The sequence below is a fragment of the Alteraurantiacibacter aestuarii genome (assembly GCF_039523595.1).
Classification (GTDB): domain Bacteria; phylum Pseudomonadota; class Alphaproteobacteria; order Sphingomonadales; family Sphingomonadaceae; genus Alteraurantiacibacter; species Alteraurantiacibacter aestuarii.
The window spans coordinates 1,340,021-1,362,739 of record NZ_BAAAFP010000002.1; the positions used below are offsets into that span (position 1 = coordinate 1,340,021).

The 22,719-nt window shown below is 62.5% G+C and carries 18 protein-coding genes and 1 tRNA gene; 4 read left to right on the forward strand and 15 right to left on the reverse strand.

Translation table 11 applies throughout. The annotated features are described in order from the left end of the window. Positions 1-58 precede the first annotated feature (58 nt). Both ABDZ98_RS10080 and ABDZ98_RS10085 read right to left on the reverse strand, forming a co-directional pair. A complete protein-coding gene (locus ABDZ98_RS10080) occupies positions 59-919 on the reverse strand; it encodes a DUF8021 domain-containing protein (protein ID WP_343807195.1) in 861 nt (286 codons plus the stop codon). 57 nt (positions 920-976) lie between these two features. Then, positions 977-1,819: a DUF8021 domain-containing protein gene (locus ABDZ98_RS10085; protein WP_343807196.1), complete on the reverse strand. Its 843-nt coding sequence runs from the start codon at positions 1,817-1,819 to the stop codon at positions 977-979. Positions 1,820-1,962: 143 nt separating this feature from the next. On the opposite strand from ABDZ98_RS10085, the gene ABDZ98_RS10090 reads away from it, so the two are divergent. Next, positions 1,963-2,052, forward strand: a tRNA-Ser gene (locus ABDZ98_RS10090). A 21-nt stretch (positions 2,053-2,073) separates the two neighbouring features. Here ABDZ98_RS10090 and lpdA read toward each other — a convergent pair. The 3 genes from lpdA to ABDZ98_RS10105 all read right to left on the reverse strand — a co-directional run bounded on the left by lpdA (position 2,074) and on the right by ABDZ98_RS10105 (position 5,454). Further along, positions 2,074-3,483, reverse strand: coding sequence for a dihydrolipoyl dehydrogenase (gene lpdA / locus ABDZ98_RS10095; RefSeq protein WP_343807198.1), 1,410 nt, complete (start codon positions 3,481-3,483; stop codon positions 2,074-2,076). A gap of 6 nt (positions 3,484-3,489) precedes the next feature. Beyond that, a complete protein-coding gene (locus tag ABDZ98_RS10100; RefSeq protein ID WP_343807200.1) occupies positions 3,490-3,897 on the reverse strand; it encodes an acyl-CoA thioesterase in 408 nt (135 codons plus the stop codon). 279 nt (positions 3,898-4,176) lie between these two features. Next, complete coding sequence (locus tag ABDZ98_RS10105; protein ID WP_343807201.1) at positions 4,177-5,454, reverse strand: pyruvate dehydrogenase complex dihydrolipoamide acetyltransferase; 1,278 nt, start codon at positions 5,452-5,454, stop codon at positions 4,177-4,179. Between the two features lie 137 nt (positions 5,455-5,591). Here ABDZ98_RS10105 and ABDZ98_RS10110 point away from each other — a divergent pair, with 137 nt between their 5' ends. Next, on the forward strand, positions 5,592-6,044 hold the full coding sequence (locus ABDZ98_RS10110; RefSeq protein WP_343808929.1) for a universal stress protein: 453 nt from the start codon (positions 5,592-5,594) through the stop codon (positions 6,042-6,044). On the opposite strand, the gene ABDZ98_RS10115 is transcribed toward ABDZ98_RS10110, so the two are convergent. Then, on the reverse strand, positions 6,041-8,359 hold the full coding sequence (locus tag ABDZ98_RS10115) for a ribonuclease R family protein (protein ID WP_343807202.1): 2,319 nt from the start codon (positions 8,357-8,359) through the stop codon (positions 6,041-6,043). The two genes, ABDZ98_RS10110 and ABDZ98_RS10115, sit on opposite strands and share 4 nt — an antisense overlap. Positions 8,360-8,536: 177 nt before the next feature. On the opposite strand from ABDZ98_RS10115, the gene ABDZ98_RS10120 reads away from it, so the two are divergent. Further along, entirely contained in the window at positions 8,537-10,576 is a 2,040-nt protein-coding gene (locus tag ABDZ98_RS10120) for a M3 family metallopeptidase (protein WP_343807204.1), read from the forward strand. 21 nt (positions 10,577-10,597) lie between these two features. Here the strand turns inward: ABDZ98_RS10120 and ABDZ98_RS10125 are convergent, their stop codons facing one another. Next, on the reverse strand, positions 10,598-11,938 hold the full coding sequence (locus ABDZ98_RS10125) for a M28 family peptidase (RefSeq protein ID WP_343807206.1): 1,341 nt from the start codon (positions 11,936-11,938) through the stop codon (positions 10,598-10,600). A 140-nt stretch (positions 11,939-12,078) separates the two neighbouring features. Here ABDZ98_RS10125 and ABDZ98_RS10130 point away from each other — a divergent pair, with 140 nt between their 5' ends. After that, positions 12,079-14,082: a M3 family metallopeptidase gene (locus tag ABDZ98_RS10130; RefSeq protein ID WP_343807207.1), complete on the forward strand. Its 2,004-nt coding sequence runs from the start codon at positions 12,079-12,081 to the stop codon at positions 14,080-14,082. Between the two features lie 34 nt (positions 14,083-14,116). Here the strand turns inward: ABDZ98_RS10130 and proS are convergent, their stop codons facing one another. From proS to dnaJ, 8 genes are all read right to left on the reverse strand, one after another. Next, on the reverse strand, positions 14,117-15,661 hold the full coding sequence (proS, locus tag ABDZ98_RS10135) for a proline--tRNA ligase (protein ID WP_343807208.1): 1,545 nt from the start codon (positions 15,659-15,661) through the stop codon (positions 14,117-14,119). Positions 15,662-15,744: 83 nt separating this feature from the next. Beyond that, a complete protein-coding gene (gene phaR / locus ABDZ98_RS10140) occupies positions 15,745-16,308 on the reverse strand; it encodes a polyhydroxyalkanoate synthesis repressor PhaR (protein WP_343807209.1) in 564 nt (187 codons plus the stop codon). Between the two features lie 75 nt (positions 16,309-16,383). After that, complete coding sequence (alr, locus tag ABDZ98_RS10145) at positions 16,384-17,433, reverse strand: alanine racemase (RefSeq protein ID WP_343807211.1); 1,050 nt, start codon at positions 17,431-17,433, stop codon at positions 16,384-16,386. Beyond that, complete coding sequence (locus ABDZ98_RS10150; protein WP_343807214.1) at positions 17,420-19,054, reverse strand: MFS transporter; 1,635 nt, start codon at positions 19,052-19,054, stop codon at positions 17,420-17,422. The genes alr and ABDZ98_RS10150 overlap by 14 nt, the downstream gene beginning before the upstream one ends. Before the next feature lie 33 nt (positions 19,055-19,087). Next, positions 19,088-19,519, reverse strand: a complete 432-nt coding sequence (locus ABDZ98_RS10155; RefSeq protein WP_343807216.1) for an iron-sulfur cluster assembly scaffold protein — start codon at positions 19,517-19,519, stop codon at positions 19,088-19,090. Then, complete coding sequence (locus ABDZ98_RS10160) at positions 19,516-20,040, reverse strand: CvpA family protein (protein WP_343807218.1); 525 nt, start codon at positions 20,038-20,040, stop codon at positions 19,516-19,518. Before ABDZ98_RS10160 ends, ABDZ98_RS10155 begins: the two co-directional genes overlap by 4 nt. Before the next feature lie 13 nt (positions 20,041-20,053). Further along, entirely contained in the window at positions 20,054-21,421 is a 1,368-nt protein-coding gene (gene radA, locus ABDZ98_RS10165) for a DNA repair protein RadA (protein WP_343807221.1), read from the reverse strand. A gap of 135 nt (positions 21,422-21,556) precedes the next feature. After that, on the reverse strand, positions 21,557-22,678 hold the full coding sequence (gene dnaJ, locus ABDZ98_RS10170) for a molecular chaperone DnaJ (protein WP_343807224.1): 1,122 nt from the start codon (positions 22,676-22,678) through the stop codon (positions 21,557-21,559). Positions 22,679-22,719: the final 41 nt, after the last annotated feature.

The following is a 22,719-nucleotide window of genomic DNA, read 5'->3' on the forward strand; positions in this document are numbered from 1 at the left end:
CAAGTTGCGATAAAAAGCCTCATGCGCGGGCCGTAAGACCCGCGCATGGGCGTGATCGTCAATCCAGATCGGGCTGCATGTCCGGATTATTGGCTTTCATTTCAGCGAAAGGAGTGAAGCCGCAATTATCCTCGTCGCCGCAATTGGTGACGGTGTGGACATAACGCAGCTTGCCATTTTCGATGCGGAAAGTGTGGCTGTCCGGACGCTGGCTGGAGCCGAATTTCAGGAAGACGTTCACCGCTCCGCGTGCCTCGTCGACCAGATATTCCCGGTCGATCAGTTCCACGCCCGATGGCACGCCCACGTTGCAGGTGTCCGTCGGCAGGCCGCGGCCGGTATAGACCCCGCCTTCCAGACGGGCGCAGGGCGTCCCCCACGGAACCTCGACACTGGGATCGTTGAACAGGTCGAGATAGGCGTCAGCCGCAGCGATCAGTTCGGCGCGGGAGGAGCGCTCGGCTTCGGGAATAATTCCCCAATCCTCGCGGCTCGCATAATAGGCCGTGCGCTCGGCATCGAACAGCCAGTCACCTTCATCGGTGACGATGTTGTTGAAGGGGCCTACACCGAAGAACCCGTTGCCCATGCGTGAAGCGAGCACTTCGGGGCCGTTCTCGCTGCTGACCACGGCTTCGACGTAGACCTGACAAGTGGTCGTGTCGAACAAGCTCATCGACCAGTCTACCTGGCGCGGGTGATCGAGAAAAACGCCGAGCGAACTGCGGCGGAAGTTCTCGTTATAATCGACCCATTCGCCCAGTTGCATGGTCATCATCGTGCCCTGCTCCAGAGCAGCAATCCAGCTGTCGCTGATGCCCTGGAGTAAATCGCGGCTGCACGCGCTCTGCGCGGCAGCGGGGCTGGAGATGGCAAGGCCGGTACCGGCGGCCAATATGGCAAGGAGCTTGCGCTTCATTTCTCTCTCAATCCTCTTTATTTTCAAACAACTGGCGCGAAGTGTTACCAGCCCGGATCAGCTCCCGGGCACTTCACCGAGTGGCGGGAAACCGCAATTCTCCACGCCGCCGCAATTGGTGATCGTGTGAATGTAGCGAATGCCGTCCGATTCCACGCGGAAGATGTGGGCGTCGCTCAGGCCGTCCTCACTGCCGAACCTCAGCCGCACGGCGACCGCGCCCAGTGCCTCATCGACGATGTAGTCCCGGTCGACCAGCTGAATGCCTTCGGGAATGCCCAGATCGCACGTGCTGCCCGGCGCATCACGCGGGGTGGTCATGCCGCCTTCCAGCCGGGCGCAGTCAGGCCCCCACGGCACTTCCACGGACGTATCGTTGAACCGGTCGAGATAGGCGTCGGCTGCGGCGATGATGGCTTCCCGTGGCAGGCGATCGGCTTCCGGGATCACGCGCCAGTCTTCGCCTTGGGCGTATTCCAGCGTCTTGGAGGCATCGAACAGCCAGTCTCCCTTGGTGGAGGTGACCACGTCATAGCGGTTTACCAGTCCGCCGCGCGTGCTGATCTTGGTGCCCAGCACCCAGGGGCTTTCGGCATCGTCGACGATCAGTTCGACAAATATGTTGCAGGTTTGCGTGTCGAGGAAGGCGCGGTACCAGTCCACTTCGTGCGGATCGGCCAGAACGCCGCCAAAGGTCATGGAGGAGAGCGCGTTGTTTTCCCGGTACTGGACCCATTCGCCCATCGGAACGCGGAAGCCCTCACCCAGCGTCTGCGCCTCCACATAAGTGTCGGCCAGATCCTGCAGGCTTTCGCGGCTGCACCCTGCCTGCGCCATGGCCGGGCTGGCCACTGCCACGGCGGCGATTGCCCCCAGCGAAGCGAATGCCAATCGTTTCATCGCCATCATTTTTCCTCTCCCCAGCCATCCATGCGGCCATTGCCGTCATTGTTAACCCAAGCTCTCGCGCCTGTCACCACGTCGAAATGCACCAGCGCAGGTGACAATCAATTCGAATCTCGCTAGCGATCCCCTCGCTTTGCGGACAGGTGGCAGAGCGGTTGAATGCACCGGTCTTGAAAACCGGCGTGGGTGCAAGCCCACCGTGGGTTCGAATCCCACCCTGTCCGCCAATTCTCCGGAACTTCGCAAGCCTAGATATGGATCGCGCGTCCATAGGCCGCCAGCACGCTTTCATGCATCGATTCAGAGATGGTCGGATGCGGGAAGATGGTCTGCATCAGTTCCGCTTCGGTCGTCTCCAGCACCTTGCCCACGGTATAGCCCTGGATCATCTCGGTGACTTCAGCGCCCACCATGTGCGCGCCCAGCAATTCGCCTGTCTTGGCGTCAAACACCGTCTTGGTGAAGCCTTCCGCCTCACCCAGGGCGATGGCCTTGCCGTTGCCGATGAAGGGGAACATGCCGACCTTGACCTGGTAGCCCGCCTCCTTCGCTTTCGCCTCGGTCATGCCGACGCTGGCGATCTGCGGGTGGCAATAGGTGCAGCCGGGAATGGAATTGCGGTCCAGCGCATGCGGGTGGACGTCCTTGTTGCCCAGTTCCTGCGCGATAGCCTCTGCACAGGTCACGCCTTCATGGCTGGCCTTGTGCGCCAGCCACGGGCCGGGCGTGCAATCGCCGATGGCCCACAGGCCCTTTGACTTCGTGCGGCCATAGGGATCGATCTGGATGAAGCCGCGGTCCATATCGGCCAGCTTGTCGACCCCGATATTCTCGGTGTTGGGGACGATGCCGATGGCCACGATCACGTGGCTGTAATCGCCGCTTTCGATCTTGCCGTCCTTCAGCTTGATCTTGGCGGACACGGCCTTGTCCGAGACTTTCAGCTCCTCGACACCGGCGCCGGTCTTGATGGTGATGCCCTGCTTGGTGAGCGACTTTTCGAGGAAGGCGGAGACATCCTTGTCCTCCACCGGAACCACCCGGTCGAGCATTTCGACCACGGTCACGTCCACACCCATGTCATTGTAGAAACTGGCAAATTCGATGCCGATGGCGCCCGATCCGATGACCAGCAGCTTGCTGGGCATTTCCTTTGGCGTCATGGCGTGGCGATAGGTCCACACGCGCTTGCCATCTGCCGGAGCGAACGGCAGGTCGCGCGCGCGCGCGCCGGTGGCCACGATCACATGCTTTGCGGTCAGCTTTTCCTCACCCTTGTCGCCCTTCACCGTGATGCTGGTGGGGCCGGTCAACGTGCCGGTGCCCATGTGCACGGTGATCTTGTTCTTCTTCATCAGGTGGGTGACGCCGGCATTCAGCTGCTTGGCCACGCCGCGGCTGCGTTTGACCACCGCGTCCAGATCCGCCTCGATTTCCTTGGCTTTCAGCCCGTAATCGCCGGCATGCTGCATGTAATGCATGATCTCTGCCGAACGCAGCAGCGCCTTGGTGGGGATACAGCCCCAGTTGAGGCAGATGCCGCCGAGCAGCTCACGCTCCACAATCGCGGTCTTGAGGCCCAGCTGCGCACAGCGAATGGCGGAAACATAGCCGCCGGGGCCAGAACCGAGAACGATCACGTCATAGCTATTGGCCACGTCTTCTTACTCCTGGATATTTGCCGGGCGCGCCTGAACCTGTCGGGGACGCCCCTCATCATCGATGGCGACGAAGGTGAACTTCGCCTGCGTTACTTTTACTGCATCTTCGGAATGGCGCTGGCGTCGCCAGGCTTCCACGGCGATGGTCAGGCTGGTGCGCCCCACCCGCTCAATCTCGGTATAGACGGACACTTCCTCACCCACTTTCACGGGCTGGTGGAACTGCATGCCGTCCATCGCCACGGTGACGGCGCGGCCCTTGGAAAAGCGCGCGGCGGTGAGGCCGGCGGCGCTGTCCATGATGCTCATCAGCCAGCCGCCGAAGATATCGCCGTATGCATTGGTGTCACGCGGCATTGCGGTAACGCGAATCGCTGGGTCGCGCCCCTCAAGGATTTCGGCATCGGTCATGCGCGCGCCCCCTGCGGCCCGGGGTTTACACAAGTGACACGGTGCAACCCTGCGTGTCTGCCCACATTACCGTTTAAAACCAGCAGGTTATAGGCAAAATTTGCGTGGATCGAGCTGTAGGAAAAAATAAAATTTTCGTGCGCGCGCCTGTTCGATAATTTCCTACACGCGCGCGTTGGATCGCGCCCCGTCAGGGGTGCGGAGCGTGTGGTCGCGGGCAGGACAAGACAGGTCATCGAGCCGGGTGTGGCATGGGTCGGACCGGGTAGGACAGCCCCCTCAAGCCACCAGTCCCAGAGGCGCCTCGATCAGTTCCTTGAACGCCTTCATCAGCACGGCGCCGTCTGCGCCATCGATGGCGCGGTGATCGAAACTGCCGGTGGCGGACATCACCGTGGCCACATCCAGCGCGCCGTCGACCACATAGGGGCGCTTCTCGCCCGCACCGATGGCCATGATCATGGCTTGCGGCGGATTGATGATCGCCTCGAACTGCTTGATGCCGAACATGCCCATGTTGGACAGGCTGGCGGTGCCGCCGGTATATTCGGACGGAGCCAGCTTGCCATCGCGTGCACGGGTGGCGAGGTCCTTCATCTCGGTGGAAATGGCGGACACGGCCTTGGACCCGGCATCGGTAATAACCGGCGTAATCAGGCCGCCGGGGATCGACACGGCAACCGAGATATCGGCGCGAGCGAACCTGATCAGCTCGTCACCGGCAAACTGCACATTGCACGAAGGCACGGCGAGCAGCGACTTGGCCAGCGCCTTGATCAGCAGGTCATTGACCGAAAGCTTCACGCCCTGCGGTTCCAGCGCGGCGTTCAGCTCACTGCGCAGCTTGAGCAGCTTGTCCAGCTGGATATCCACGGTGAGGTAGATATGCGGCACCTGCTGCTTGCTCTCCGTCAGGCGGCGGGCAATCGTCTTGCGCATGCCGGAAAGCTTCTCGACCTCGTGCGGGATGCCGAAGTCCTGCCCGGCGATCGCTGCCGGGGCTGGTGCGGGCGCTGCGGCGGCGGGCGCCACTGCGGGAGCGGCCGCGCCGGGCTTTGCACCTTCCACATCGGCTTTGACGATCCGGCCATTGGGGCCGCTGCCGGTGATCGAGGAAAGGTCCACGCCCTTCTGCTCGGCAATGCGCTTGGCCAATGGCGAGGCGATGACGCGGTCACCGGATTGTGCGGGAGCAGCAGCCGGAGCGGAAGCAGCGGCAGGTGCTGGCGCAGGTGCGGCCGCGGGAGCTTCCGCTGCCGGAGCCGGTGCCGCAGCAGCGGCGCCGCTGGCGGGCTGTATATCGGCGGGATCTTCGCCTTCTTCGGCCAGCGTGGCGATCACCGTGCCCACTTTCACGCCCTCAGTACCATCTTCCACCGCGATGTGGGCAATGATGCCTTCGTCCACGGCTTCGAATTCCATCGTCGCCTTGTCCGTCTCAATCTCGGCCATGATGTCGCCAGAGGCTACGGAATCGCCCACCTTGACCAGCCACTTGCTGAGCGTGCCTTCTTCCATGGTCGGCGAAAGGGCGGGCATCTTGATGGCGATGGGCATGGTTCTGCGCGGTTCCCTGTAGCAATTCTTGCAGTTCGGATTTGTTGTCGCTGTCTCTGGCCAATTTGCCGCCGTGCTGCAAGGTTCTTGCACGTTTCGCCGTTTCGCAGGATAACTTTGGCCGGGGAGAACAGAAAATGCGGGTCTATCTGGTTATCATCGACGAGACCGAGGAGGCGCATGTCGCGCTGCGTTTTGCTGCGCGGCGCGCGGCCAAGACCGGCGGCGTGGTGCATCTGCTGGCGCTGGTCCCCAAGCAGGCGTTCAACGCCTTTGGCGGCGTGCAGGCCACGATTGAGGAAGAGGCGCGCGACCGTGCGGAAATCCTCGCCAATGGTGCGGCGGGTGAACTGATGATCGAAAGCGGCAAGATGCCGCAGATCGCCGTGCGCGTGGGTGACGGCAAGGACGTGATCATCGAATATCTGGAGGATCACCCGGAGGTGGCCGCACTGGTGCTCAGCGCCGCGCCCGAAGGCGGGCCGGGACCACTGGTGGCGCATTTCTCCGCCAATGCCGGCGCCCTGCCCTGCCCGCTGTTCATCGTTCCCGGCGGACTGACGAACGAGCAGATCGACAGGTTGAGCTAACGCTTCTTGCCGCGCCCCTGGTGGCGGATGTTCTTGGGCCGCCCGCGCTGGCCGACTGAATGCTTGCCTGCACTTTGCTTGCCAGATCCGGTCTTGCCAGATCCGGTCTTGCCCGCATGTTCACCGCGCCGGTTTCCGCGTGACTGCGGACGGGAGCCGCGCGGCTCTATGCGCTGGCCCTCGCTGCCCGGCACTTCGAACTTGAGCGCACCCGTCAGCGGATTGGCTTCTGCCAGCTTCAGGTCCAGAATATCGCCGACTGAATATTTCTGCCCGCTGTCTTCGCCGATCAGCGAACGCGCGCCTTCTTCATAGCGGAAATATTCGCGGCCCAGCGATGACACAGGCACCAGCCCGTCTCCGCCCAGGCTGATGATAGTGGCGAAGAAGCCGAACTTCTGCACCCCGGTGATGCGGGTGGAAAATGTCTCGCCCACACGCGCGGAAAGCCATGCGGCGACATAGCGGTCAATCGTGTCGCGCTCTGCCTCCATCGCGCGCCGCTCGGTCACGCTGATGGCATCGGTGATGCGGGTCAGGTCCTCGCGGTCGCGGTCGGCAAGGCCGGTGGAATGCGGCACGTCCAGCTTTGGCTTGTCCTGCTCAAGATGGAAGGCATCCACCAGCGCGCGGTGCACCAGCAGATCGGCATAGCGGCGGATGGGGGATGTGAAGTGGGCGTAGGACCCCAGCGCCAGCCCGAAATGGCCGGCATTGGCCGGGCCATAATAGGCCTGCGTCTGGCTGCGCAGCACGGCCTCCATCACCAGCGCCCGCTCCGCCGGCTCGCCAATATCCTTGAGCATGCGGTTGAACAGGCCGGGGGTGATCACCTGGCCCAGCGCCAGGTTCTTGCCCAGCGAATCGAAATATTCCTTCAACGCCACCAGCTTCTCGCGCGTTGGCGGTTCATGCACGCGGTAGACGACCGGGCTGGCCTTGCTTTCCAGCGCCTTGGCCGCGGCCACGTTGGCGCAGATCATGAAGTCCTCGATCACGCGGTGGGCATCGAGCCGTTCGCGCACGGCGATCTCGGTTATCTTGCCCATTTCATCCAGCACCACCCGGCGTTCGGGCAGTTCCAGTTCCAGCGGATCACGCGCGGCGCGCGCCTCTGCCAGCAACTTCCACGCGCCCCACAGATGGGTAAGATTATCCGGCGCATCGCCGCTGTCGATCAGTTCCTGCGCCTTTTCGTATGGCCAGAAATTGGAAATCCGCACCAGCGCACGGGTGAAACGCCAGTCAGTCACCACGCCTTGCGAGTTGATCTTCAGGTGGCAGGCCATCGCGGCGCGGTCTTGCCCCTCTTTCAAAGAGCAGACGTCTGCGCTGAGCACTTCGGGCAGCATCGGAACCACGCGGTCGGGGAAATAGACCGAATTGCCGCGCTTGCGGGCCTCGCGGTCCAGATTGCCACCGGGGCGGACATAGAAAGACACATCGGCAATCGCGACGATGGCGTCATAGCCGCCATTGCCGTCAGGCTCGGCCCAGATGGCATCGTCGTGGTCGCGCGCGTCGGCGGGATCGATGGCGAGAATCGGCAGGTGACGCAGATCCTCGCGCTTTTCCTCGCTCAAAGGCAGTTTTGCAGCGCGCTCAGCCTCGCTCAGCGTCTCCTGGGAGAAGACATTGGGAATGCCGTATTTGTGGATCGCGATCAGGCTGTAGGCGCGCGGGGCGAGCGGATCGCCCAGCACTTCGATGACCTTTACGCCCGCACGCGGCGTACGCCCGGCAGGTTCCGCCAGCACCAGGTTTCCGGCCTCTGCCTGCCCCAGATCGGACACGGGCGAGGAGGTGCGGATGCGTTTGTCGACCGGTGCCAGCCACGCCTTGCCCGCCTTGTCGATCTCTATCACTCCCAACACGGCGCCTTCCTGCGAAGGCAGCTTGCGCATCGGATGGGCGGTCCAGCCGCTGCCCGCTTCCTCGGTGCGCGCAAGGATGCGGTCACCGTTGCGAAGAGCGGGACCCTTCTTGTTCTCGATCACCCGCAGGCGCGGCGGCGGCGTGGCATCGTCCGGCTGCCATGTCTCGGGAATGGCGATTGGCTCACCCTCCTCGATATCGACAATGCGCAGCACGGTGACCTTGGGAATGCCGCCCATGCGGTGGAACGCGCTGCGGTTGCCATCGATCAGGCCTTCCTCGGCCATGTCCTTCAGCAGCGCTTTCAGCGCGATCTTTTCCTGCCCCTTGAGGCCGAAATGCTTGGAAATCTCGCGCTTGCCGACAGTAATGTCTGAATTGCGGATAAATTCGAGGACCTGATCCTTGCTGGGCAGGCCGGGTGTGGGACGCGCTGGCATGGGTGCGATGTGGGCGCGGTGACGGCAAAACACAAGTCATCCGCCGCGCCAGCATGCCGGATCATGGATGTGATGGTTGGTGGACGCTTCATTGATGCTCCATTGATGCTTCATTGATTCCGGGCCAATCCATGCCTAACTGGTTTCTACACAAACTATTACCGGGATATTGCCCCCATGCGCCATCTGATCGTCGCTTCCCTGCTTGCGAGCAGCGTCTTTGTTTCCCCTGCCCTTGCCCAGGATCAGGCCGAGGAATTTGCAGGCCCCGGCGCATTCGCCGGCGCAATCTATGCCGATGCTGTCGATGCCGAGGCCCTTGGGGTGCGCTGCGATGAATATGTGGGTGAGGTTGAGCGGCGCTTCGATGCGCTGGCAGGCCAGACCGGCCCGGCCACGGTGACAACCGCGCTCAGGCCGTTCGATGATCTGTCCGCCATCCTCTATTACGGCGGCGCCGAGTATTATTCGTTCAGCCAGTCGATGGATACGGCGGAAAAGCGCGCCGCAGGTGTGGATTGCTATACAAGGATGAACGAGATCGAGACGCGCATCGGCCTGTCGCGCCCGATCTATGATCGCCTTGCCGCGATCGATGCCAGCAATGAGGATGAAGGCACGCGCTATTACCTGCAACAGATCCTGGCGGGCTTTGAGCGCAGCGGTGTTGCGCTGGACGGTGAAGATCGCGATCGCTTCCAGACCCTGCAGGAAGAACTGACCGATCTGAGCGCCCGGTTCGCAGAAAATTACGCCAATGCGCGCAGCATCATCAAGGCCTTGCCGCGAGAGCTGGCCGGACTGCCGCAGGACTGGATCGATGCCCACCCGCCCGGCGTGGACGGCATGGTGGACATCTCCACCGACACGCCGGACTACTTACCGGTGATGCAATATGCCGAGGATGACAATCTGCGTGAAAAGCTCTCACGCGCTTACCTGTCCCGCGCCTTCCCGGTGAACAGCGAGATACTCGGGCAGATTTTCACCAAGCGCGATGAACTGGCACGCCTGATCGGGCGGCCTGATTACGCGACTCTGGTGCTCGAAGACCGGATGCTGACCACGGCCGAACAGGTGGAGGCGCACATGGCCGAAATGGCTGAGGCCGCTACCCCTGCCGCGCAAAGGGACAAGGACCAGATGCAGGCCGTTCTGGATGAACGTCGCGGCGGCGCGCCGCTGACCATGTTCAACGCCAGCTGGGCCAGCCAGCAGGTTCTGAAAAGTGCCTATGACCTCGATGCGCAGGAAGTGCGCCAGTACTTCACCTATGACAATGTGCGTGCCGGCGTGCTGGAGCTGTCGGAAGACCTGTTCTCCATCGATATCCGGCCGTGGGATACGCCGGTGTGGCATCCCGATGTGGAAGCATTCCAGATTTTCGACGGCGATCAGTTGCTCGGTGCGTTCTACCTCGATTCGCACCCGCGTCCGGGCAAGTACCAGCATGCCAACCACATCGCCCTGCGCCGGGGTGTAACGGGTGACAGCCTGCCTGTGTCGGTGCTGACGATGAACCTGCCGCGTGGCGGGTATGAGACCGGCCTGATGGAGCATGGCGATGTGGAGACCTTTCTCCACGAATTTGGCCATCTGCTGCACAATATCCTGGGCGGCAACCAGCGGTGGTTCGGCGTTTCAGGCGTTGCGACGGAGCGCGACTTTGTCGAGGCGCCTTCGCAAATGCTGGAAAACTGGGTCTATGATTATGACACGCTGAGCCGCTTTGCCCGCAATGAGGCTGGCGAGGTGATCCCGCGCGACATGGTGGAGCGGATGAATGCCGCGCGCGTGTTTGGCGAAGGCGTTCAGGAGCTGGGCCAGCTGGGCTATTCCAACGCATCGCTGCGCTTCCACCAGGGCGCGCCGCAGGATGCCAGCGCGCAGGCTATCAGCGATGCATACCGCGCCTATCACGCGGTTTATGATCCCTATGGCGGCCGCCCCGAAGGCACGCATCAGGAAGCCACCTTCAGCCATCTGGATGGCTATTCTGCGGGCTATTACACCTATGGCTGGTCACGCGTGATCGCCGCAGACCTGTTCAGCCGGTTTGAGGCGGCGGGTCTGCGCGATCCGGAAACGGCAATGGCCTATCGCACGCTGGTGCTGGGCCGGGGTGGCAGCAAGCCGGCTGCTGACCTGATCGAGGATTTTCTTGGCCGCCCGGTCAATGCCGATGCGTTCAAGGCTTCGCTGATACTCGAAGACTAGCTGCAGGACTGGGCAGTTTTTTCATTCGCCGCCCAGCGGACGAAAAGCACCGCCCGGAACGGCGCTGGATACAGGACTCTCGGCGCCGTCTGCCGCAACGGAGCTGATGCCGAAGATCCAGTCATCCCCGCGATCAGGCGCCAGGGTGATGCTGTTGAGGTCGGCGGCATTGTCTGCGGGCAATTGCATCCGCAGTTCCCAGTCGCGCGCATCGGTGGCCCGGCGCCAGATTTTGTAGCTGGCTGCACCTGCAACGGGCAGCCATTCCAGCTGCACATCGGGCCGCACCACGCCGTCTATCTGGATTTCAGGGGGCATGGGCGTGCGCGCCAGCTGGTCCAGCGCGCGCACGTTCAGTCTCGTCACCAGCGCGAGATAATCGAAGTCCATCTCGTCCACGGTGTCACCGTAGGACACGCCGAATCTTGTGCGCACGTCCTGATGCTGGCGCTCGTAATCCTCGACTGCGACGGAGAAGCGGATCGCCGGAAAGCCGCGGTCAAGGAAGGGCAGATGATCCCCGCCCCGGCCCATGCGGTCACTGCGCCAGACCTGCCGCACTTCGAGGCCATCGGAATTGGATTTCGCCAGACCGTCTATCCAGCGTGAGAGGTTGCGGCTGGGGCTGTCATTCGCCCCGCCCCGGCTGCGCATCTGCGCGCGCATGTCTTCATCGGCATCGGCGCGCACGCCTTCGGAGAACACCCGCACATGGCCGGCATCGCAATATCCGTCCGACCCGCATGATCCGCCGACGACATCATTGTTGAGCACGGCCTTGACCGTCCAGCCCTGTTCGCGCGCATAATCGGCCAGCAATTCGCCGCCGAACAGGCCTTGCTCCTCACCCGAAAGCAGGGCGAAAACGATGGTGGTGGGATAGTCGCGCCCGGCCATCACCCGCGCCGCTTCGATCACCAGAGCGCTGCCGCTGGCATTGTCATTGGCACCGGGCGCCTGGCTTTTCGCATCCATCACATCAGAAGCGCGGCTGTCGATATGGGCCTGAACGATGGTGACCTCATTTGGCCTTTCGCTTCCGCGCATGATCGCCACCACGTTTTCGATCAGCACGGGCTCGGGGATGCGATCGCCGGTCACCATGCGCCGCGGGTGGACGATTTCGAGACAGTCGCCGCAATCTGCGCTGATCTCTGCGAATTCGGATGTGGCCCAGGCGCGCGCTGCGCCAATCCCGCGCTCCGTCCCAGCGGGATCGGACAATGTGTGGCGCGTGCCAAAGGATACCAGTTTCTCGACATCCGCCTCAAGCCTCTGAGTCGAGACCTCTTCGGTCGGATCGTCCTGGGCCAGAACCAGAAGCGGGGACAGCAGCAATGCAATAATCAGGAAATAGCGCATCGGCAGGATGTGCAGCGATCAGCCGCGCCATGCAAGTTCGGCGGTAACAGGGGGGCGAAATTCAGCTCATTCATTGCCAATGCATGCAGCAGTTTCTAGTGTAACCGCATATTGGACAAATTTCTGAAAGCCCTCGATTTATGAAAAAGTTCTTCGCCGCATCCCTGCTGGCATCCTCTGTTCTGGCAACACCGGCACAGGCCTCCGAAATGCGTGACCTGATGGGCACGCTGATGACCCAGCCGAGCGCGCAGGACATCTCCGCCAAGTGCCAGAGCTATGTCTCTGCGATAGAGCTGCGCCGGGATGCGTTGATGGGTGCAGATGGCCCCGCCACGGTCGATGTGACGCTGGACCGGTTTGACGAGATCGGCGGCCTGCTGCTGGCCGGAAGCGGAGAATTCGCCCTCTACCGCGAAGTCCTGCTGACGCAGGAACTGCGCGATGCCGGTGCGCAGTGCGAGGTCACGCTGGCCAATCTGAGCAGCTCCATCAGCCTCTCGCGCCCGATATTCGACCGTCTCAGCCAGATCGATGCGTCTGCTGCGAATGACGACACAAGGCTCTACCTGTCCGAAATCCTGTCCGGCTTCGAACGCGCCGGTATCGCGCTGGACGATGCGGGCCGCGCCCGCGTGCAGGTCATTCAGGAAGAACTGGCGGGACTCAGCACCGATATTGCGCGCAATATTGCCGAGGATGTGCGCACCATTCAGGTTACGCCGGAAGAGCTTGCCGGTGTGCCGCAGGATTTCCTCGACGCGCATCCGGCGGGTGAAGACGGACGGATCACGCTCACCACCGCCACACCTGATTACCAGCCGGTGATGACCTATGCCGAAAACGATGACCTTCGCCGCCGCTATTCCGAGGTTTACGCCCAGCGCGCATGGCCGGAAAATGACGCCCTGCTCAGCCGCATGTTCACCCTGCGGCAGGAACTGGCAGAGCTGGTTGGCCGCAAGAACTACGCCAGCCTGGTGCTTGAGGACAAGATGCTCAACACGCCGGAAAAGGTCGAGCAGCTGCTGGCCGACATGTCACAGGCAGCCCGCCCTGCGGCGGAGCGCGACTATGCGATGAACCTGGCAGTATTGCAGGAATTGCAGCCCGGCGCCGAGGAGATCCAGTACTGGCAGACAGGCTGGCTCGCGCCAAAGGTGCAGGAACGCAGCTATGGCTACAACCCGCAGGAAGCGCGGCAGTATTTCGCTTATGACAATGTCCGCGACGGTATTCTTGGCCTGACGCAGGATCTGTTCCAGGTCGAAATCCGCGAATGGGACACGCCTGTCTGGCATGAGGATGTGGAGGCCTATGAAATGGTCGCAGATGGCAAGGTCATTGGGCGGTTCTATTTCGATTCCCATCCGCGCCCGGGCAAATACACCCACGCCAACATGATCCCCATCTACCCCGGTGTGCAAGGTGACGAGCCGCCCGTCGGCGCGTTGGTGATGAACCTGCCCGCAGGCGACCATACCACCGGCCTGATGGAGCACAGCCAGGTCACCACTTTCCTGCATGAATTTGGCCATATGATCCACGGCATGTTCGGCGGCACGCAGCAGTGGTTCGGCCAGAACATCCTCGCCATCGAATGGGATTTCATCGAAGCCCCGTCGCAGATGCTGGAAAACTGGGTCTATGACTATGACACGCTGGCCAATTTCGCGGTCAATGCCGATGGCGAAGTGATCCAGCGCGAACTGGTGGAGAGCATGAACCGCGCACGCTCCTTCAACCAGGGGCTGGGGGATATGACCCAGCTTGGATATTCCAACATCTCCCTGCAGTTCCACCAGAACCCCGTCCCGGCGGACCTGGGCGCGGCGGCGCGGCGCTGGCGCGATGAATATGCGCTGGTCCCGGCACCCGATTATGTTGAGATGCAGGCGGCCTTCAACCACCTCGATGGCTATTCGGCCTTCTATTACACCTATCGCTGGTCGAAGGTGATTTCGGACGATCTGTTCCAGCAATTCCGCACGGCGGGCCTGCGCGACCAGGCAACCGCCCTGCGATATCGCGACACGGTGCTTGCGCGCGGATCAAGCCGTCCTGCGGCTGAACTGGTGCATGATTTCCTTGGCCGTGACGTCTCTCTGGACGCCTATCGCGCTACGCTGGAAGAGGACCAGTAAGCCAGCAGGAAGCCGGTAACTGGCCAGCCCGCGCTCAATAGGCGCGGGCTACCAGTATCCGTTCCACCGCTGGCGCGCCGGTAAAGATGCAGGGGCCATCGGCAGGCGCTGCATCCCTTGGCACATTGCGGATCGTCAGCTTGAGCGCCTTGAGCTGTTCCACCACCGCATCCAGAGCCGCGCCTGTGGGCTTGGACCACTGCACTTCCACCCAGCCGGGATAGGTGTTCGCCTCGGCAAAATGATCGGCCACTGCGTCCATGCTGGTCACGCCGCGGGTGATGTTGGCGTCGCGCCGATCGCGTGCTTCATTGAACATGCCATGCTGGATTTCCTCCAGCACGGCGCTGATCTGCGCGGCGAATTCGTCTTGCGTGATGAACTGGAAGGCAGGCTTGCCGCTGGCTGCATCCCACAGCCGGTCACGGCGCAGCATGGCCACCTTGCCATCGGCCATGTCGCGCGGGCCGACTTCGATGATCACCGGAGCACCCTTGCGCACCCAGTCCCAGCGCTTGGCCGCAGCCTTGCCCGGCCGCTTGTCCAACAACACGCGGATCGGCTCACCCAGCGTGGATAGCTGAGCGACAGCCGCGCGCACCTGCTCGCAATAGGCCAGCAGCTCTTCATCCTCGGGCTTTTCGCGCAGCATTGGCAGAATTACCACCTGCTGCGGCGCGATGCGCGGGGGAACGCGCAGGCCGTCATCATCGCCATGCGTCATGATCACGCCGCCCACCAGCCGCGTGGATACGCCCCAGCTGGTGGTGTGGCAGAATTGCTGCGTGCCTTCGCGGTCCTGATACTGGATGCCCGCCGCATGGGCGAAATTGGTGCCCAGATAATGGCTGGTGCCAGCCTGCAGCGCCTTGCCATCCTGCATCATGGCCTCGATCGACCAGGTCTCATCCGCACCGGGGAAGCGTTCATTCTCCGGCTTCTCGCCAGCGATGACCGGCATCGCCAGGTCTTCCTCGGCACAGGCGCGGTACATTTCCAGCGCGCGGTGCGTTTCGGCCAGCGCGTCGGCCTTGTCGGCATGGGCGGTATGGCCTTCCTGCCACAGGAATTCACTGGTGCGCAGGAACATTCGCGTGCGCATTTCCCAGCGCACCACATTGGCCCACTGGTTGGTCAGCAAGGGCAGGTCGCGCCAGCTCTGGATCCAGCGCGCCATTGCGTCGCCGATGATGGTTTCGGATGTCGGGCGAACCACCAGCGGTTCTTCCAGCTTGGCCTCGGGATCGGGGATCAGCCCGCCCTTCCCGTCAGAGATCAGGCGATGATGGGTGACCACCGCCATTTCCTTGGCGAAGCCCTCTACGTGGCTGGCCTCACGCTCAAAATTGGCGAGTGGGATGAAGATCGGGAAATAGCAGTTCTGGACGCCAGCGGCCTTGATCCGGTCATCCATCAGGCGCTGGATGCGTTCCCATATGCCATAGCCCCACGGCTTGATGACCATGCATCCGCGCACGCCCGATTCTTCGGCCAGATCGGCGGCGGATATGACTTCCTGATACCAAGCTGCGAAATCGTCTTCGCGCTTGACGGACAATGCGTGGCGTATTGCGGACATGGTGAGCCTGGATAGCTGATGGAACAATGGCCCCAATGGCGCTCAGCAAGCGCCAAGTCGAGAGCCTTGGCCGATAAAAGCGTTTAGCCGCCCAGCTTGTCCAGCTTGTCCTGCATGGCCTTCATCTGCGCGCGTAGTTCATCCAGCTCGCTGCTCTCTTCGTTTTCGGCTGCTTTTCCATTGCCATTGCCATTCCCCGTCTTGGGCATGAAGGCGGTGGCGGCGGCCTTGAACATGGCCATGTTGGTTTCGGCCATCTTGGAAAGCGCATCGGGAGCCATCGATGATTTGAAGGCTTCCTGCAACTTCACCTGATTGGTGCGGAAATTGTCCATCGTCGCTTCGAGGTAGGACGGCATCATCGCCTGCATGGAATTGCCGTACATGCCAATCAGCTGGCGCAGGAAGCTGACCGGCAGCATCTGTTCGCCATTGGCTTCCTCTTCCATGATGATCTGCGTCAGAATGGCATGGGTAATGTCATTGCCGGTCTTCGCATCGATCACTTTGAAATCAACACCGTCACGGGTCATGCGCGCCAGATCGTCAAGCGTGATGTAGCTTGAAGACTGGGTATTGTAGAGACGCCGGTTGGCGTACTTCTTGATTACGATCGGCTCTTCGCTCGATCCATCTTTGGAGGCCATTGCCTTCGCACTCCTGTTCAGGTGTTTCGATCTGCTTAGCACCTGCAACATTGGTCTGGCAATCGCGCGCAAAAATTAGTTTCTGGAGAAGCGCTTTCCGAGCGAGGTAAGAAGTTCATATTGCGACATTTTAGATGTCATGCTGAGGGCATGAATATCGAACGGAACCTGCACAAAATCGCCATTTTTGAGCTCTGGAGAGCCTGTGCAATCGATCACCACCATGTCCATTGATACACGGCCCAGTATCGGTAGTTCCCGCCCCTCATGTTGCAGCGCAGCGCCCGGACCCCGGCAACGCAGGAATCCATCGGCATATCCGAGCGAAATTGTTGCGGTGCGAATGGGCGCAGAAGCGGTGTAGATCGCATTATAGCCGACCTTGTCACCTGCTTGCAGATCATGGGCCTGCAGCACCGCTGCCTCGGGATAGACAACCTGGCTGATCCGGCCTGCAAGCTCCGGGCGGGCAATGCCGCCATACAGCGACAGTCCGGGGCGCGTGAGGTCGAAGGCGTAATCGGGCCCCAGCGCAATTCCGGCGCTGTTGGCAAGGCTGTAGGCGCGCGCTGATTTGTGCAGGGTAACGGTGCGGAACACTTCCAGCTGGTCGCGGTTTTGCGCGGTATCCTCATCCGCCGATGCCAGGTGCGACATCAAAATGTCCACCTGCAGGCGTTCGATTGCACCCTCCCCCAGTTCGGACGGCCTGATGCCCAGCCGGTTGATGCCGCTGTCCACCATCAGGTGGCACGCCCCGCCCCCGGCCGCATTCCAGATCGCCGCCTGCTCCACGCTGTTGATGACCGGGGTGACGCCGGTTGCGCGGGCAAAGGCCGCCTCCCTGTCAGAGATGACGCCATGCAGCACGCTGACCTGCGATGCGGGCACATGGCGCAGCACAGCGGGAACTTCGCTCCAGTGGGCGACGAAGAAGTGCCGCGCGCCCGCATCGCGCAGCACGGGCACCACCTGTTCGGCGCCCACGCCATAGCCATCGGCCTTGACCGCCGCGCCGGTGCTGGCACTGCCGGACATGGTATCCAGAGCGCGCCAGTTGGCCGCCAATGCCTGCGCGTCTATCCGCAGCCGCAGCGTTGCTGGCGGCAGATCAGGAATGGTCATCACTGAAATCGCGCGGAGGTCCGGATCGCAGGCCAACCATCACCACCACCATACACACCGCAACCACGCCCCAGGTGTACCACAGGCCGGCAAAGGCATTGCCGCTCGTCGCCACGATATAGCCGGCGATCAGCGGCAGGAAGCCGCCCAGATAACCTGCCGCGATATGGTAGGGGATGGACATGGAGGAATAGCGGATCGCGGGCGGGAACATCTCCGTCAGCACCGCCGCGACCGAACCGTAGGTGAGCGCGGAAAGTGCGCCCATGCACAGCAACAGGCCGATGATGCCGACGATATTGACGAGCGGCGGGGTCTGCCGGGCGAAGTCATAGCCCGCATCCTCCAGCCATCCCTGCACAGCCTGCTTGCGATTGTCGTCCGTGAGGGCAGTGTAGTCGTAAACCGCATCGCCGATGGCGAGCGTCGCGGGGATGGATGCACCCTCTGTCGTGCCTTCTCGGCGATCATAGGATACGCCAAGCGCGGTCAGGTCCGACAGCAGCTTGCCGCATGAGGTGGCCTGGACATTGGCGAACGCATCATACTGGCAGCCTGCCCCGCTCACCACCACCGGCGCGGCGTTGGAGCTATCACGCAGGCCCGGATTGGCCAGCGCGCCAATGCCCCAGAACAGCGGGAACAGCAGCGCCAGCGTCAGGCCTGCGCCCAGAACGATCGGCAGCTTGCGCCCGACCCTGTCCGACCAATTGCCCACCACGACATAGAAACTCATCGCGATCAGGCCGGAGACCAGCATGATCGCCTCGACCACGCCCTCCTCCATCCGCATCGGCCCGCGCAGGAAGGACAGGGCGGAGAAGAACGCGGTGTACCAGATTGTGGTCAATATGCCGGTGATCGCAAAGGCCACCACCAGCCGCTTCTTGTTGCCGGGATAGGTGAAGCTTTCGGTGAAGGGATTCTTAGCCGTTTCACCCGCTTCCTTCATGGCCCTGAACACCGGGCTTTCAGACAGCTTCAGGCGCATCCACAGCGAAATGCCCAGCAGCACGATGGACAGCAGGAAGGGCACGCGCCAGCCCCATTCGTTAAATTCCTCCGGCGGGATTGCCCAGCGGCAGACGATCACCACCAGGATGGAAAGCACGAAACCGCCGACCACGCTGGCCTGGATGAAGCTGGTGTAGAGGCCGCGCTTCTCTGGCGGGGCATGTTCGGCAACATAGATTGCCGCGCCGCCATATTCGCCGCCCAGCGCCAGACCCTGCAATACCCGCAGCAGCAATACGATGGCAGGTGCAGCCAGCCCGATGGTGGCAGCGCCCGGCACCAGTCCGACGCCCGCAGTGGCAAAGCCCATCAGCGTGACGGTGACGAGAAAGGTGTATTTGCGGCCCAGCTTGTCTCCCAGATAGCCGAACAGGATCGCGCCCAGCGGACGAAAGCCGAAGCCGACGGCAAAGCCTGCCCACACCAGCAGGATGGACAGGGTTTCATTATCGGCGGGAAAGAACGCCTGGCCAATCAGCGTGGCGAGCGTTCCGTAGATGAAGAAATCATACCATTCGAAAACCGTGCCGGCGGAACTGGCGGCAATCACCAGCCTGATTTCCTTCAGGCTCGGCTGATGCTCCTCAAGTGCTGTGGTATCGGCCATTCTATCCCCCGCCCGGCGCTGTTGGTGACAGGCCTAGCTTGCGGCGGGCGCGCTGGAAAGCGCGGAGATGGCAGCCTTCCACGGCAGCATGATCGCCCCGTGCCGCGCGGGATAGTCCCGCGCTGCGACCAGCAGTTCCAGATCGGGCCAGTCGGCAATCGGTGCTTCCCCGTCAAGCCAGCCTTCAATCCTGTCATGCGCAGCCTGCAGGGAGGCCAAGTCCTGGCCCTTGGCATGGCGAGCAAAAATCGCCGCCGCCGCCTGTCCCACGGCGCAGGCGCGCACGCGCAGGCCGATGCTGGAGATCGTGCCCGCATCGTCCAGCGCCAGATCCACGCCCAGCGTGCTGCCACATGTTGCCGAGCGCGCTTCACCGTGCAGCGGCAGATTTTCGATTGCGGGCCAGTTTGCCAGTTCGATCGTCAGGGCCAGAACGCCGGGCGTATAGAGCTTCTCGGCGCTCACTCGTCGCTCTCGCCACTGCTGGCGTTAAGCTGGCGCTGCCGCTCTGCCAGAAGCTGTACCAGCTCGTCTGCACTGGCATTGACGAAAGGATAGGTGCGGGCGGTGGTCATCCACGTGGGCCGCCCGGCTGCGCCCCACACGCTGTCATAGGCGAGCACGATCAGGGAGAATGACACGACCACGATTATCACCCCCTTCACCGCGCCAAAACCGAAGCCCAGCACCCTGTCTATCGGCCCAAGGTTGGAATTGCGGGCGGTCTTGCCCGCGCGCCGCGCGACCAGCCGCATCAGGGCATAGGGAATCAGCAGCAAGAGGGCGAAAGCGAACAGCGATGCGCCGATCGGTGTGCCCATGAATTCATAAATGAGCGCGGTGATGTCCGTATGCAGGAAGCGGATGGCGATGATCGCCACGACCCAGGCGGCGAGCGAAAGCACTTCCTGCACGAATCCGCGCATGAAGCCCGATACGGCGCCGATCCCGACAACCAGCAGCACGATGATGTCGAACATGTTCATTGCGGAATGGAGATTATGCGGTTGCCATCACCCGGTCAACGAGGCCTGACAGTCCGGAGAGTCCGGAATAGCTGAGTTTGGCCACGCCCTGACCGACATCGGCAGGGCCGCTGCCACTGTCGAAGCCCAGCTTGGCCGCTTCTTTCAGCCGCAGTGAAGCGTGGGACACGGGCCTGATTTCCCCCGATAATGATACTTCACCAAACCATATGCTGCGCAATGGCAGGGGTTTGTCCGCCAGGGCCGAGATCAGCGCTGCGGCCACCGCCAGATCGGCCGCAGGATCGGACAGGCGATATCCGCCCGCGACGTTGAGATAGACCTCTGCCGTGGAGAAATTCAGCCCGCAGCGCGATTCCAGCACCGCCAGCAGCATCGCCAGCCGTCCCGAATCCCACCCCACAACCGCGCGGCGCGGCGTGGCGCCGGATTGCAGGCGGACGATCAGCGCCTGAATTTCCACCAGCACCGGCCGCGTGCCTTCCAGCGCGGGAAAGACCGCGCTGCCCGCCACCGGCTGTTCCCGGCCGGACAGGAACAGCATCGAAGGATTGCTCACCTGCGACAGGCCGTGGCCTTCCATCGCAAACACGCCGATTTCATCGACCGCGCCGAACCTGTTCTTGAGCGCGCGTAATATGCGGTACTGATGGCTGCGCTCGCCCTCGAAGCTCATGACCACGTCGACCATGTGTTCCAGCACGCGCGGCCCGGCGATATTGCCGTCCTTGGTGACATGGCCGACCAGCACCAGCGCGACATCGTTCTGCTTGGCATAGCGGATCAGCTCGAAAGCCGAGGCGCGCACCTGGCTGACCGTTCCGGGCGCGCCCTCGATCATGTCCGAATGCATGGTCTGGATCGAATCGACCACCAGCAGCGCGGGCGGTGTGCCCTCTGCCAGAGTGGTCAGGATATCGCGCACCGACGTGGCCGCCGCCAGCCTGAGCGGAGCATCCGCAAGGCCCAGTCGCCCTGCCCGCAGGCGCACCTGTCCGGTGGCTTCCTCCCCGCTGACATAAACCGCATCTGCGCCCGCCTTTGCCACGGCGGCGGCGGCCTGGAGCAGCAGGGTGGACTTGCCGATGCCAGGCTCCCCGCCCATCAAGATGGCGCTTCCCGGCACGATGCCGCCGCCCAGCGCGCGGTCAAATTCCTCCAGTCCGGTGGAACGGCGCTGAACCGGCCTGGTCGGCGCATCCAGCGCTTCGAACCTTATGGCGCGCCCGCCGGTGGAAAGATCATGCTGCGCGGCGAACTTGGTTTCGGGCACATCCTCCACCAGCGTGTTCCACTCTGCGCAATCGGCGCATTGGCCCTGCCAGCGTGACGCCACGGAACCGCAGGCGCTGCAGATATATCGTCTCTTGGGTTTCGCCATGCGCTGTGCCTAGCGCGAACAAAAGTGGAACACAAGTGCGCTGAACGGCCCGCCCCGTCGGCAGCCGTGCACATCCATGCCGGTCAATGCCATCGCCTGCTCACCGCCGGTTTTCACCTTGGCGGCAAAGCGCCGTCAGCCAGTAAAGGCGTTCTTCAGTCGATCGAAGAAACCGCGGCTTTCAGGGCACTCGTCCCCGGTCTCGGTTTCCTTGAATTCCTGCAGTATCTCTTTCTGCCGGGCAGAGAGCTTGGTGGGTGTTTCCACCGCCACTTCCACCACCAGATCGCCGCGACCACGCCCCTGCAGCACAGGCATGCCCGCACCGCGCTTGCGCAGCTGGCGACCGGACTGGATGCCGGCGGGAATGTCGATCGTGTGGGTAATGCCGTCGAGGCCGGGGATCTCCACGCAGCCGCCCAGGGCAGCGGTGGTGAAGCTGATCGGCATGCGGGTGAACAGCGATGTGCCTTCACGTTCGAACACCGAATGCGGTTTCACGTGAATGAAAATATACAGATCGCCCGCAGGTGCGCCCATCGGGCCTGCCTCACCCTTGCCGGCCAGACGAATGCGCGTGCCATTGTCCACGCCGGGCGGAATTTCCACTTCCAGCTTCTGGAGCTGGTCCAGCCTGCCCTCGCCCCGGCAATCAGAGCAGGCCTTTTCCAGCACCTCCCCGCGTCCGTGGCAGTTGGGACAGGGGCGTTCGATGACGAACAGGCCTTGCTGCGCGCGCACCTTGCCGTGGCCGTGGCACAGATCGCAACCGCGCTTGCTGGTGCCCGGTTCCGCGCCGGTGCCGGAACATGTCTCACACGCGGTTGAGACTTCCAGTTCGACTTCGCGCGTCTTGCCGTGGAAAGCGTCCTCAAGGCCGATTTCCATGTCATAACGCAGATCGGCACCGCGGCGCGGGCCGCGACGGGAACCGCCGCCACCAAAGGCACTGCCGAAAATGGTCTCGAATATGTCGCCAAGATCGCCGAAATCGGCCTGCTGGCCGCCGCCGCCGCTCATGCCCTGCTGGAAGGCGGCGTGGCCGTAACGATCATAGGCCGCGCGCTTCTGCGGGTCCTTCAGGCATTCATAGGCCGCGCTGATGGCCTTGAAGCGGCCTTCCGCCTCGGCATCGCCAGGATTGCGGTCCGGATGGTATTTCATCGCCAGCTTGCGATAGGCGGATTTGATCACCGCCCCATCGGCATCACGGCTGACTTCGAGCAGCTGGTAAAAATCGACTTCGGTCGCAGACATGCGGCCCCCTCAAAAAAACCTGACCGCCACCAGTGCAGCAC

Coding starts and splice junctions, on each gene's coding strand:
- ABDZ98_RS10130 (WP_343807207.1), top strand. CDS start 12,079: ATGAAAAAGTTCTTCGCCGCATCCCTGCTGGCATCCTCTGTTCTGGCA.
- alr (WP_343807211.1), bottom strand. CDS start 17,433: ATGACCATTCCTGATCTGCCGCCAGCAACGCTGCGGCTGCGGATAGAC.
- ABDZ98_RS10120 (WP_343807204.1), top strand. CDS start 8,537: ATGCGCCATCTGATCGTCGCTTCCCTGCTTGCGAGCAGCGTCTTTGTT.
- ABDZ98_RS10150 (WP_343807214.1), bottom strand. CDS start 19,054: ATGGCCGATACCACAGCACTTGAGGAGCATCAGCCGAGCCTGAAGGAA.
- phaR (WP_343807209.1), bottom strand. CDS start 16,308: ATGGCCTCCAAAGATGGATCGAGCGAAGAGCCGATCGTAATCAAGAAG.
- ABDZ98_RS10160 (WP_343807218.1), bottom strand. CDS start 20,040: ATGAACATGTTCGACATCATCGTGCTGCTGGTTGTCGGGATCGGCGCC.
- ABDZ98_RS10105 (WP_343807201.1), bottom strand. CDS start 5,454: ATGCCCATCGCCATCAAGATGCCCGCCCTTTCGCCGACCATGGAAGAA.
- proS (WP_343807208.1), bottom strand. CDS start 15,661: ATGTCCGCAATACGCCACGCATTGTCCGTCAAGCGCGAAGACGATTTC.
- dnaJ (WP_343807224.1), bottom strand. CDS start 22,678: ATGTCTGCGACCGAAGTCGATTTTTACCAGCTGCTCGAAGTCAGCCGT.
- ABDZ98_RS10100 (WP_343807200.1), bottom strand. CDS start 3,897: ATGACCGATGCCGAAATCCTTGAGGGGCGCGACCCAGCGATTCGCGTT.
- ABDZ98_RS10085 (WP_343807196.1), bottom strand. CDS start 1,819: ATGAAACGATTGGCATTCGCTTCGCTGGGGGCAATCGCCGCCGTGGCA.
- ABDZ98_RS10115 (WP_343807202.1), bottom strand. CDS start 8,359: ATGCCAGCGCGTCCCACACCCGGCCTGCCCAGCAAGGATCAGGTCCTC.
- ABDZ98_RS10125 (WP_343807206.1), bottom strand. CDS start 11,938: ATGCGCTATTTCCTGATTATTGCATTGCTGCTGTCCCCGCTTCTGGTT.
- radA (WP_343807221.1), bottom strand. CDS start 21,421: ATGGCGAAACCCAAGAGACGATATATCTGCAGCGCCTGCGGTTCCGTG.
- ABDZ98_RS10110 (WP_343808929.1), top strand. CDS start 5,592: ATGCGGGTCTATCTGGTTATCATCGACGAGACCGAGGAGGCGCATGTC.
- ABDZ98_RS10080 (WP_343807195.1), bottom strand. CDS start 919: ATGAAGCGCAAGCTCCTTGCCATATTGGCCGCCGGTACCGGCCTTGCC.